The organism is Corynebacterium sp. MSK032 (assembly GCF_030232065.1).
Lineage (GTDB): Bacteria > Actinomycetota > Actinomycetes > Mycobacteriales > Mycobacteriaceae > Corynebacterium > Corynebacterium jeikeium_D.
Window position 1 is genome coordinate 55,459 of sequence record NZ_JASPJR010000004.1, and the last position, 12,564, is coordinate 68,022.

Consider the following 12,564-nt stretch of genomic DNA (forward strand, 5'->3'; position numbering starts at 1 on the left):
GAGGTAGTGAGTATTTAATGCATTCGTGGCCCCAACCACAGGTTCCCAGTCTCGGCGATGCGCGTTTCGATGTGTTCAACCGCGCCAGCAATACAGGTAAGGCGCATTCGCTTGACGACGAAAGCTCAACATCGGTACCCCTACGCCTCTACGACACCGCGGATCAGAAGGTCTCCCAGGTGGAAGCGGGACCGGAGGCGACCATGTACGTGTGTGGCATCACACCCTATGACGCCACGCACCTGGGGCACGCAGCAACCTACCTCACCTTTGATCTGATTTACCGTCAGCTGCTGGATAATGGACACTCGGTGCATTACGTGCAGAACATCACCGATGTCGATGACCCGTTGTTCGAACGTGCGGAGCGCGATGGGGTGGACTGGCGCGAGCTGGGCACCTCGCAGATTGATTTGTTTCGCTCGGATATGGAAAACCTGTCGGTGATTCCACCGCGCGACTACATCGGCGCCATTGAGTCCGTGGGCGAGGTCGTGGAAATGGTCGAGAAGCTGCTGGAGAATGGCTCGGCCTACCAGCTCACCGATGACGAGTACCCGGATGTGTACTTCCGCAAGAGTGCCACTGAGAACTTTGGTTACGAGTCCAATTACTCGGCAGAGCAGATGGCGGAGTTCTTTGCGGAGCGCGGTGGCGACCCGGATCGCCCGGGCAAGGAGGACCCACTGGACGCGCTGGTGTGGCGTGCCGCTCGCCCCGGGGAGCCAAGCTGGGAGGCTCCTTTCGGTGCGGGCCGGCCGGGTTGGCACATTGAGTGCTCGGCGATTGCCACCAACCGCCTGGGTAAGAGCTTCGACATTCAGGGCGGTGGCTCGGATCTCGCGTTCCCGCACCACGAGTTCTCGGCGGCTCACGCTGAAGCCGCTACTGGCTGTGCACGTATGGCGCGCCATTATGTTCACGCTGGCATGATTGCGCTCGATGGCGTGAAGATGTCCAAGTCGCTGGGCAACCTGGTGTTTGTCTCCAAGCTGGTGGCCGCCGGCGTCGACCCGAGTGCTATTCGCATTGGCGTCTTCGCCAGCCATTACCGCTCTGATCGCGATTGGTCGGACGAGGTGCTGGAGGCGGCCAAGGCACGTCACGAGGCCTGGCGTGCGGCTTGCGCAACTACAAAGACTGCCACCGATGAGAAGGCTGTGAGCGCAGCAGCGGCACTGGTTGCCGATGTGCGCGCAAGCCTGGCCAATGACCTGGATACGCCGGCTGCTCTGGCCGCTATCGATGCCTGGGCTGCGGAGTGGTCCTCGGATACCAGCAACAAGGCAGATGCTGGCACAGTAACCGGCGCAGCGGGTGCCGGAGAATTCGTTGCCGCCGCGCTGGACGCGCTGCTTGGCGTTAAAATTTGAGCATGAGCAACTCAGATCTGTCTGTTGTCGAAGTAACGCAAGAGAACATCGATAAGCTAGTTGCCGATTTGCGCATGTTTGCCACCGGCAGCTACCTGCAGCCCGAGGAACGCGAGTTCTGGGAGCCACTTTTTGACGAATCGGTAGCCGACCAGGTCGGGGAAGCCCTCCGTGAGGCCGCCGCTGGTATTGATCAGGCGGCGGAACTGGCCGTCGATAAGCGAGAAGAAGCCGCAACGCAGGCGGTAGAGAACTGCCTACAGCGCGTGGCTGCGATTGAGCATGAGCACGGTGGCTCGATTTTTGATGAGGAGCTCGACGAGATTCTCGCGATTATCAATTCCGCAACGAAGGCTGTCGGTTTGGACCTGCCTGCGGTGAAGGCGGAAAGCTACTTTGAGATGGAATAACCAGCCCGATTAACGGCGCGGTTATGAAAGTAGACTAAGGTGTCTATTCATGACTGATCGCCACTCTTCCGAGTTCCTCACCGCACTGCACAGCCGTGTACTCATTGGCGATGGCGCCATGGGTACCCAGCTGCAGTCTTTTGACCTCGACGTTGACGCGGACTTCCTCGGCTACGAGGGCTGTAATGAGATTCTCAATGACACTCGTCCCGACATCATCGAGACGATTCACCGGCGTTATTTCGAGGCCGGCGCCGACCTGGTGGAAACCAATACCTTCGGCTGCAACTTCCCGAACCTCGCGGATTACGACATTGAAGACCGTATCCAGGAGCTAGCGCACAAGGGCACCGCAATCGCCCGCAAGGTCGCTGACGAAATGGGGCCGGGGCGCGAGGGTATGCGACGCTTTGTCCTCGGTTCGCTGGGCCCGGGCACGAAGCTGCCATCGTTGGGGCACGCTCCGTACGCTCAGCTTCGCGACGCATACACGGAGGCCGGACTCGGCATGATTTCCGGTGGCGCGGATGCGTTTTTGATTGAGACCTGTCAGGACTTGCTGCAGGTAAAGGCGGCCGTCAACGGCGTCAAGGCCGCCATGCGACAGGCTGACAAGAAGATTCCGATCGTCGTCCACGTGACCGTCGAGACCACAGGCACCATGCTGATGGGCTCGGAGATTGGTGCAGCCCTGGCAGCGCTGCAGCCGCTGGGGATCGACATGATTGGTCTGAACTGTGCAACGGGTCCGGACGAGATGAGCGAGCACCTGCGCTACCTGTCCAACTTCGCCTCCATTCCTGTATCGGTGATGCCGAATGCGGGCCTGCCAGTGCTGGGTAAGAACGGTGCGACCTACCCGCTGACCGCACCAGAGCTAGCCACAGCGCTGCGCGGCTTTGTTGAAGAGTTTGGCCTGGCGATGGTCGGTGGCTGCTGTGGTACCACACCGGAGCATGTTTCCGCTGTGCGCGATGCTATTACCGGTGCAGGCGCCTACGCCGAGCAGGGCCCTGCTGTTCAGGCAGCACGCCCATCGACGGATCCGAATGCAAAGCCAATCGATGAGGTCGCTTCTCTGTACTCGGCAACCCCGCTGACGCAGACAACCGGCATCACCATGATTGGTGAGCGCACCAACGCCAACGGTTCCAAGGCTTTCCGCGAGGCCATGCTGGCCGGCGACTGGGAGAAGTGCCTAAACACCGCCCGCGGTCAGGTCACCGATGGCGCACACATGATCGACCTGTGTGTGGACTACGTGGGGCGCGACGGTCGCGATGACATGGCAACCCTGGCATCGCAGATCGCCACCTCGGTGACGTTGCCGGTCATGCTGGACTCCACGGAACCGGAAGTTTTGAAGACTGGCCTGGAGCACCTCGGTGGTCGCTGCGCGGTCAACTCTGTGAACTTTGAAGACGGCGATGGCCCGGACTCGCGCTACCAGCGCATTATGCGCCAGGTTGTTGAGCACGGTGCTGCCGTGGTCGCTTTGACTATCGACGAAGAAGGTCAGGCGCGTACAAAGGACAAGAAGATTGAGATCGCCGAGCGTCTCATCGCCGACATCACCGGCACGTGGGGACTGCGCGAGCAGGACATTATTGTCGACTGTCTGACTTTCCCGATTTCCACTGGCCAGGAGGAAACTCGCCGCGACGGCATCGAAACCATCGAAGCCATCCGCGAACTTAAGCGTCGCCACCCGAACGTGCACACCACGCTCGGTCTGTCCAACATTTCCTTCGGTCTGAACCCGGCGGCTCGCCAGGTACTCAACTCGGTGTTCCTCAACGAGTGCATCGAGGCCGGTCTGGACTCCGCCATTGCCCACAGCTCCAAGATCTTGCCGATGAACAAGATCGACGACAAGCAGCGCGAAGTCGCTCTCGATATGGTGTACGACCGCCGTCGTGAAGCGGGGCACCCCGACGGGGAGTACGACCCACTGCAGGTATTCATGGAGCTCTTCGAAGGAGTCTCCGCCGCTGACGCGAAGGACGCCCGGGCCGAAAAGCTCGCCGCCATGCCGCTGTTCGACCGCCTGGCGCAGCGCATCATCGACGGTGAGCGCACGGGTATCGAGGCTGACCTCGATGAGGGCATGAAGGAAAAGGAACCGCTGGCGATTGTCAACGAGGACCTGCTGCGTGGCATGCAGACCGTTGGTGACCTGTTCGGTTCTGGCCAGATGCAGCTGCCATTCGTGCTGCAGTCGGCCGAGACGATGAAGGCCGCGGTGGGCTACCTCGAGGGCTTTATGGATGCCGAGGATGCCACGGGCTCCAAGGGCTCGATTGTGCTGGCCACGGTGAAGGGCGATGTCCACGACATCGGCAAGAACCTGGTGGAGATTATTCTCTCCAACAACGGCTACACCGTGCATAACCTGGGCATTAAGCAGCCAATCGCTACGATTCTGTCCGCCGCCAAGGAACTGGATGTCGACGCCATCGGCATGTCCGGCCTGCTGGTGAAGTCCACTGTGGTGATGAAGGACAACCTGCTGGAGATCAACTCCGCCGGCGATGCCACCCGCTTCCCAGTACTGCTCGGCGGCGCCGCGCTGACGCGTAGCTACGTGGAAGACGACCTGTCCGAGCTCTACCACGGCGATGTCTACTACGGCAGGGATGCCTTCGAAGGACTGCGCATCATGGACGAGCTGATGGCAGCTAAGAAGGGCCTCGGCCCAGACGAGAATTCGCCAGAGGCCATTGCTGCCCGCGAGAAGAAGGAAGCTCGCCGCGCCCGCCGTGAGCGCTCCAAGCGCATCGCCGCGCAGCGCGCCGCCAAGGCTGCTGCTGAAGCCCCCGAGGTGCCGGAGCGTTCCGATGTCGCCGCTGATGTCCCCGTTGCGACACCGCCGTTCTGGGGAACCCGCATTGTCAAGGGCCTGCCCCTCGACGACTACCTGACCACCCTCGACGAACGCGCTCTGTTCATGGGGCAGTGGGGACTGCGCGGCACCCGCGGCGACGAGGGGCCGAGTTACGAGGAACTGGTCGAATCCGATGGTCGTCCACGCCTGCGCGCATGGCTGCAGCGCCTGCGCGCCGAGAACATCCTCCAGCATGCGGCTGTCGTCTATGGCTACTTCCCAGCAGTTTCTGAGGGCGATACCGTACACGTACTGCCGCTACCTGCGGAAGGGGAGCAGCCCGACCCCGCGGCAGAGCCAGTGGTGTCCTGGACCTTCCCGCGCCAGCAGCGTGGTCGCTTCCTATGCATTGCTGACTTCATTCGCTCGCGCGAAGATGCCATCGCCGCAGGACAGACCGACGTCATGCCGTTCCAGCTGGTGACCATGGGACAGCCCATCGCTGACTTCGCCAACGATATTTACGCCAAGAACGAATACCGCGACTACCTGGAGGTTCACGGTATCGGCGTGCAGCTCACCGAGGCGCTGGCCGAGTACTGGCACCAGCGCATTCGCTCCGAGCTCGCGTTCTCCGACGGCACAAGTGTTGGCGCGGAAGACTCCGACGATACCCAGGACTTCTTTGACCTGAAGTACCGTGGCGCTCGTTACTCCTTCGGCTATGGTTCCTGCCCGGATCTGACCTTCCGTCAGGGCATGATTGACCTGCTGCAGCCGGAGCGCATCGGCGTGGAGCTCTCTGAGGAGCTCCAGCTGCACCCAGAGCAGTCCACCGATGCGTTCGTGCTCTACCACCCGGAAGCGAAGTACTTTAACGTGTAGCTTCGCGCTATCCCTGCGGTCGCACCAGCAAGGTCTGCATGCTGCGGCCGATGGGGCCGTGCACATCGTAGAGCTCGCCCGCGGTCATGCCGATTCCGTCCGGCCCAATGGAACCGCGGGCGGCGATGCCCACCCAGCCGCCGTCTTCCGACTGCAACTCCGATTCCGCCGACTTCTCCGAGGCGCCGAGCTGGGGGAGTCGGTGCAGGTGAACCACTAAGTCGGTATTCATAAACGCCCACTGGTGCGGGCTCAGCGTGGCCCCGATACCGTTGGCGGTATCAGCTACCTGCATGACTCGCTCCACCGCAGTCGGCTCCTCCCCGAGCACGATTGGGTACTGCGCGCGAACCCAGTGAATTTGCGTCTCGGCCAGCTCTTCCGTCGCGCCGGCGCGGGCTTCAATTGATTCGATGTAGCCGCCACTCCAATCGTCGGTAAGCGGAATGTACTCGGCGCTGCATTCCTCGGGCCCGGGCACCTGCTTGTCGAATGCACGCTCAATATCCCGCGTATCCGCAGTGGCCATCATCCATGCGGACGCCGTGGCAACTGGCCGCCAGGCACCCTTGACGTCGGCAAGCAATTCGGCTTCGACCTTGGCGATCTGCCGCCCCGGGCGCGAGACCCATGAGCGCGCGCGGAGCTCCGTGTACGGTACAGCCGACAACAGATCCACGGCGATGCGAGTAATACGCATCCCCTCGCTTTCCAGACGGCGGCGCTCCAACATGCGCGTCAGCAGCGCCGACGGCGGCGCACCGTGCTGAAACGGCCCCCACGCCCCATAAGTGAAGCTGGTGGGCATGAAGCGCTCGTAGCTGAGCTCGCCTTCGGTGACCGTCCCTAGCGGAATGAAATATGCCTCGGGTTGGTCGATAGCCTGGGCGAGCGAATCTTCAGTGGTTGTCATAGCGAGTCGATGCCTTTCATTCACGCGGGACACGTTCATGCGGTGGTTTCATGCAGCACCGCAACATACTTTCCTTCCTGAAACTCTAAACCTTCATCCGACGGTTTTGCTGACATAATCGCTAAATGCTTGATTGCCTGGCATAGTCGCATGGTGTGAAAGCAATTTTGTGGGACATGGACGGCAGCCTCATCAACACGGAACCTCTGTGGGAGATTGCCACGTACGACCTCTCGGAATTCGTAGGCCGCCGCCTGACTCCGGAGTTGCGCATGCAGTGCGTCGGCAACACGCTCTGGGACACGCTGTCGATTTGTGCTGATCATGCGGGACGCACGCTTGACGACGAGCTGTTTGCCTCGGGCTCCCAATTCGTCGAAGGTCGCTTCACTGAATTGGTTCTAGAACATGGGGTGGAGTGGCGCCCGGGTGTGCCGGCGATTTTGGACCAGGCCCGGGCTGCTGACATTCCGGTGGTGTTGGTGACCAATACCCGTCGGCACGTGGCGCAACCCTGCATTGATGTCATGGGGGAGCAGCACTTCGCCGCAACAGTGTGTAGCGATGAGGTGGCCAACGGCAAACCGGCACCGGATCCGTACTTGCGTGGCGCAGAGCTAGCCGGATTTGCGCCAGAGGACTGCCTGGCTATCGAAGATTCCTCAACGGGGGTGCGCTCTGCACTCGCTGCGGGATGCACGGTGGTGTGGAATCCAATGCCGGATGTGAGCGTTTCGCAGGCTGATGTGGGGACGTTAGTACCCCCGGCGCGCTTCATTTCGGGCAATTTGGATACCTCGAATTTGGGCTTTTTGCGGGCTGCTTTCGCGGGCGAGTAGACGACATGGAACAATAGACCGGGTGAAGAACTTTGATGACCTGTTTGCAGAGCTGAAGGAAAAAGCACAGTCGCGCCCCGAGGGATCGGGCACAGTCAAGGCGCTGGACGCTGGTGTGCATTTCCAGGGCAAGAAAATTGTCGAAGAGGCCGGTGAGGTCTGGCTTGCAGCTGAGCACGAATCTGACGAAGCCCTCGCAGAGGAGATTTCGCAGCTGTTGTACTGGCTGCAGGTGGTCATGGTCGGTCGCGGGCTGAGCCCCGAGGATGTTTACAAGTACCTGTAGGAGAAATCAACACCATGCTGCGTATTGCCGTGCCCAACAAGGGATCGCTGTCCGAGGCGGCAGTCGAAATCCTGAAGGAAGCTGGCTACCCGGGTCGAGGCGACTCCAAGAGCCTGACCATCCACGACGAAGCCAACGACATTGAGTTTTTCTTCCTCCGCCCGAAGGATATTCCTATCTACGTTGGCAACGGCCATCTGGATTTGGGCATCACCGGCCGCGACCTGGCCGCTGACTCGCTGGCTCCGGTCGATGAGGTTCTGAATCTGGGCTTCGGCGCCTCGACCTTCCGCTACGCCGCTCCGGCCGATGAGGAGTGGACCGTAGAAGCTCTGGAGGGCAAGCGCATTGCCACCTCGTACCCGAATCTGGTGCGCGAGGATCTGAAGGCTCGTGGCATTAACGCCACCGTCATTCGCCTTGATGGTGCAGTGGAGATTTCCATCCGCTTGGGAGTTGCCGACGTTATCGCCGATGTTGTCTCCACCGGTCGCACCCTGCGCAAGCAGGGATTGAAGCCATTCGGCGATGTTTTGGTCAGCTCTGAGGCAGTTGTTGTCGGACGCAAGGGTGTAGAGGTCACCGAGGAGCAGCAGGTGTTCCTGCGTCGCATGACCGGCATTCTGCATGCCAAGACGTACTTGATGATTGACTACAACATCCGTGCGTCCGCGCTGGAAGAGGCATCCAAGCTCACCCCGGGGCTGTCCGGCCCGACCGTGTCGCCGCTGGCTAACGAGGATTGGGTAGCAGTTCGCGCGCTAGTTCCGAAGGCAGAGGCCAACCCGCTCATGGACGCACTGGCAAAGATTGGTGCCGAGGCGATCTTGGCTTCGAATATCCGTATCGCGCGTATTTAAGTCACGCGAACCTTACACGCTATCCAGTGGGAGCTTCCTAGCTGAATCCACCCTTTACCTACGCTAGCGTAGGTAGTAATATTGACACTAAGAGTGCGCACGGCGTTAGCCGGACCGAAGCAGTAACTTTATGCCTGTACATGCGGCACATACGCCAGCACTGTAGTTTTGGCGGTGCAACCAATCATCGCCACTAAATGTGGCCCACAAGGCTGCGTCTACTAGGTCTGCTAAAAGGCTAGAAGGGATTGCTTCCACATGTCCGCAACACGTACCGAGGTCGACCTGCTTGGCTCTATGGAGGTCCCGGCAGAGGCTTACTACGGCATCCACACCCTGCGCGCAATCGACAACTACCAAATCTCAGCCAAGACCATCAACGACGTGCCCGAATTCATTCGTGGCATGGTGATGGTGAAGAAGGCCACGGCCATTGCCAACCAGCGCGTCCACACGCTGCCCAGCGATGTTGCAGACATCATCGTCGCCGCATGTGATGAAATCCTGGAAAAGGGACGCTGCATGGATCAGTTTCCAATCGATGTCTTCCAGGGTGGAGCTGGCACCAGTCTCAACATGAACACCAACGAGGTCATCGCTAACCTCGCTCTAGAACTGCTCGGCCTGGAAAAGGGCCGATACGACGTCATTCACCCCAACGATGATGTCAACCAGTGCCAGTCAACCAACGATGCCTACCCAACAGGTTTCCGTCTTGCCATCCACATGTCGCTGCTGAGCCTGCAGAAGCACTTCGACTCCCTGGTTGAGGCTCTACACGCCAAGGGTGATGAATTCAACGACATCATCACAATGGGCCGCACGCAGCTGCAGGATGCCGTTCCAATGACCCTGGGACAGGCTTTCCACGCATTTGCCCACAACCTTGAGGAAGAGCAGGAGTCCATCGCAACTGCGTCGGCACGCCTGCTGCAAATCAACCTGGGAGCAACCGCTATCGGTACCGGCGTGAATGCGCCGGCAGGCTACCGCGAGGCCGTGACCCAGGCACTACGTGAGGTCAGTGGCTTTAAGGTGACCTCTGCGAAGGACCTGATCGAAGCCACCAGCGATACCGGCGCCTACGTCAGCGTGCATGCATCCCTGAAGCGTGCGGCCATGAAGATTTCCAAGATGTGCAACGACCTGCGCCTGCTGGCATCGGGTCCACGAGCAGGACTGAATGAAATCAACCTGCCGGAGCGCGCCGCTGGGTCTTCGATTATGCCGGCAAAAGTTAACCCGGTAATCCCGGAGGTCGCGAACCAGGCCTGCTTCAAGGTCTTCGGCAACGACGTGACCCTGACCTGGGCAGCCGAGGCCGGTCAGTTGCAGCTAAACGTGATGGAGCCTGTCATCGGCGCATGCCTCTTCGAATCGATTGAACTGCTGCGCAACGCTACCGATACTCTGCGCGACAAGTGCATTACCGGCATCACCGCTAACCCGGAAGTCTGCCGCGGCTATGTGGAAAACTCCATCGGTATCGTGACCTACCTGAATCCGGTCATTGGCCACCACGAGGGCGATATGGTCGGCAAGGAAGCCGCTCGCACCGGCCGCTCCGTCCGGGACATTGTCCTCGAACGCAGGCTGATGGACGAGAAGGAGCTCAACCAGGTCCTGAGCACCGAGAACCTCATGCACCCGGAATATCGGGGTAAGCGCTATGTGGCAGGGGAGTCTCGCCTCGACGATTTGTCCTAAGCGGCAACAAGTCTAACGAGTGACTTTTCGAAGATACACATGTTAGTTGCCGTCCAAATCTCTATCGTTCTAGCAGCGATCCTCCTTGGCGCGCGTCTTGGTTCAATTGCTATCGGGTTCGCCGGTGGGCTGGGCGTTTTGGCGCTGGGCATCACCGGGGTTCCGGTCACCAAAGACGACATTCCGTTCGATGTCATCGGCATCATTATGTCGGTAATCGCGGCAATTGCCGCTATGCAGAAGGCCGGAGGCATGGACTATCTCGTCCACATTGCCGAACGGTTGCTGCGCAAGAATCCGCGACACATCACCTACTGGGCCCCGGTTGTCACCTACCTGATGACACTGCTCGCCGGCACCGGCCACACCGCATTTTCCACCCTCCCAGTTATCGCCGAAGTATCCAAGGAGGGAGGCGTTCGCCCGTCCCGTCCGCTGTCCGTGGCGGTCATCGCATCTCAGTTGGCGATTACGGCATCACCCATCTCAGCGGCTGTGGTGCTCATGGCTTCGCTCATGGAACCCCGCGGCGTTGGTTATCTCACACTCCTGGCGATTGTCATTCCTTCGACGTTCCTCGCCATCCTTCCGACCGCCTTTGTCACGAATCACCTAGGCAAAGAGCTTGACGACGATCCGGAGTATCAAAGCCGCTTGGAAAAGGGGTTAGTCTCCAAGCCACGTGGCCAGATGAGCGAATACGTGCCAACCAAGTCGGCCAAGTGGTCCGTGGCGATTTTCCTACTCTCGATTCTCGCGGTGATGGTCTACGCGACCATCAGCACTGAACAGGTCGGCCTCATCGCTGACCCCACGCTCCCACGAAACGAGGCGATCATGTCAATCATGTTGACCGCCGCCACTGTTATCGTGCTGGCCTGCAAGTTGGACGCGGCAACCATTTTGAACACACCGGTGTTCAAATCGGGCATGTCCGCCAGCGTCTGCGTTCTCGGTGTGGCGTGGCTGGGAACCACAATTATCAACCACTACATCGACGACATTAAGGCCGCGTCCGGCAGCCTACTGACCACAATGCCGTGGATGCTGGCAATCGTGCTATTCTTTGCGGCCGCATTGCTGTACTCGCAGGCGGCCACGGCAAAGGCCATCATGCCCGCTGCACTCGCGGTGGGAGTTTCTCCCATCACTGCGATTGCTTCCTTCGCAGCGACTTCCGCGCTATTCGTACTGCCTACTTACCCGACGCTCCTTGCCGCGGTGGAGATGGACGACACTGGCACAACCCGAATTGGCAAATACGTGTTTAACCACTCGTTCATCATCCCAGGCACCTTATGTATTGCCCTGTCCGTCGCGTTCGGTTTCGCCTTCGGCAGCGCACTGCTGTAGTGGGGGGCTACCTAGAACACCGCATAGAGAAACTGACTAGGTTTATGACAAAATCGAAGCGGTTAAGTCCATTCACCTGTCATAAACCTAGTCAGTAACTTGTACTGACACCGTTACCGCCGACGGTGGCACCCCGCGAAAGCTAAGTTCGCCGCGAGAGCCACCCCATCCGCAGCTTTTACTCAGTGCCGCCATCGCCGACAGCACCCGGCCAACCGGGGTACTCCGGTGTGACCCCGCCATAGGCAGGGCACATCTCCTGGAAAGAACACCACCCGCAGAGCTTGGACTTCTTCGGTACAAAGTCACCGTTTTCACCGTCGCGCACGATCGCCGACCACAAGTCGGCAATCTCCGCTTGGAAGGCCTCTAATTCTGTCGCGTTGGGACTCAGCACCAGGTCATCGGCAACCTTCAGGTACATCAACCGCAGCTGTTCCGGGATACGACCGGTGAGCCGCCACCACACCAGCGCGTAAAACCGCATCTGGAAGAGCGCCTCATCCTGGAAGCGAGGAGAGGGCTTCTTGCCCGTCTTGTAGTCGACAATCCGGACCTCACCGGTCGGGGCAATATCGACGCGGTCGATAAAACCACGAAGTGGCACTGACAATGGCACAGTCTGATCCGCATCCGGATCGATAACCAGCTGAACGAACTTTTCCATCTCGGCCGCATCGAAGCCCATGGGGTTTTCCATCATGAAATACCCCTTGAGCAGGCCGCGGCATTCGACCAGGAAGTCGTAGTAATCATCCTCCGGAACTAGCTCAATCAGTTCCTCGTCCTTTGCACGCATGTCCTCCCAGGTCGGCTTCAGCCGTTTCACCGCTGCGGGGTAAGTGCGTTCTTCACGGGGCCAGGCATGCATCTGTTCGAGCACAGCATGCACCAACGTGCCCTTGACCTGCGCGACAGTCGACGGCTCCGGAATCTTGTCAATCGCACGGAACCGGTACTTCAGCGGGCACTGGCGGTAGTCATTAGCTCTCGACGGCGACAGCGCCAACTTAGAGCGGCGGGAAGGTTGAACTGCTGACTTAGAACTTTGGGCATTGTCGGGCATACTAGCCAGGTTAGAGTACCGCCCGGATTTGGCTGCACCCGACATGAC

Annotated in this window: 10 protein-coding genes; 8 read left to right on the top strand and 2 right to left on the bottom strand. The window is 59.7% G+C overall.

What is annotated here, in order from left to right; translation table 11 throughout:
• Positions 1-17 precede the first annotated feature (17 nt).
• Genes mshC through metH form a run of 3 tightly spaced genes read left to right on the top strand, consistent with a single transcriptional unit; the run spans position 18 to position 5,492 of the window.
• Positions 18-1,373, top strand: coding sequence for a cysteine--1-D-myo-inosityl 2-amino-2-deoxy-alpha-D-glucopyranoside ligase (mshC, locus tag QP995_RS03470; RefSeq protein WP_070604591.1), 1,356 nt, complete (start codon positions 18-20; stop codon positions 1,371-1,373).
• A gap of 2 nt (positions 1,374-1,375) precedes the next feature.
• Complete coding sequence (locus QP995_RS03475; RefSeq protein WP_150961253.1) at positions 1,376-1,783, top strand: hypothetical protein; 408 nt, start codon at positions 1,376-1,378, stop codon at positions 1,781-1,783.
• Between the two features lie 49 nt (positions 1,784-1,832).
• Positions 1,833-5,492: a methionine synthase gene (gene metH, locus QP995_RS03480; protein ID WP_070607768.1), complete on the top strand. Its 3,660-nt coding sequence runs from the start codon at positions 1,833-1,835 to the stop codon at positions 5,490-5,492.
• A 7-nt stretch (positions 5,493-5,499) separates the two neighbouring features.
• On the opposite strand, the gene QP995_RS03485 is transcribed toward metH, so the two are convergent.
• The gene (locus tag QP995_RS03485; protein WP_016422790.1) at positions 5,500-6,405 is read right to left on the bottom strand and encodes a thioesterase family protein; all 906 of its coding nucleotides are present in this window, start codon (positions 6,403-6,405) and stop codon (positions 5,500-5,502) included.
• 155 nt (positions 6,406-6,560) lie between these two features.
• Here QP995_RS03485 and QP995_RS03490 point away from each other — a divergent pair, with 155 nt between their 5' ends.
• The 5 genes from QP995_RS03490 to QP995_RS03510 all read left to right on the top strand — a co-directional run bounded on the left by QP995_RS03490 (position 6,561) and on the right by QP995_RS03510 (position 11,450).
• A complete protein-coding gene (locus QP995_RS03490; RefSeq protein ID WP_083276364.1) occupies positions 6,561-7,244 on the top strand; it encodes an HAD family hydrolase in 684 nt (227 codons plus the stop codon).
• A gap of 22 nt (positions 7,245-7,266) precedes the next feature.
• The gene (locus QP995_RS03495; RefSeq protein ID WP_005510825.1) at positions 7,267-7,530 is read left to right on the top strand and encodes a phosphoribosyl-ATP diphosphatase; all 264 of its coding nucleotides are present in this window, start codon (positions 7,267-7,269) and stop codon (positions 7,528-7,530) included.
• Positions 7,531-7,544: 14 nt separating this feature from the next.
• Positions 7,545-8,390 (top strand): ATP phosphoribosyltransferase, encoded by an 846-nt coding sequence (gene hisG, locus QP995_RS03500; RefSeq protein WP_016422792.1) that lies wholly within the window; start codon positions 7,545-7,547, stop codon positions 8,388-8,390.
• Between the two features lie 258 nt (positions 8,391-8,648).
• Positions 8,649-10,097: an aspartate ammonia-lyase gene (aspA, locus tag QP995_RS03505; protein WP_070429707.1), complete on the top strand. Its 1,449-nt coding sequence runs from the start codon at positions 8,649-8,651 to the stop codon at positions 10,095-10,097.
• Between the two features lie 39 nt (positions 10,098-10,136).
• Positions 10,137-11,450 carry an anaerobic C4-dicarboxylate transporter gene (locus QP995_RS03510; protein ID WP_016422794.1) on the top strand — a complete coding sequence of 438 codons (1,314 nt, stop codon included), beginning with the start codon at positions 10,137-10,139 and terminating at the stop codon, positions 11,448-11,450.
• A 178-nt stretch (positions 11,451-11,628) separates the two neighbouring features.
• Here the strand turns inward: QP995_RS03510 and QP995_RS03515 are convergent, their stop codons facing one another.
• Positions 11,629-12,516, bottom strand: coding sequence for a RecB family exonuclease (locus tag QP995_RS03515; protein WP_049170646.1), 888 nt, complete (start codon positions 12,514-12,516; stop codon positions 11,629-11,631).
• Between the last annotated feature and the right edge of the window lie 48 nt (positions 12,517-12,564).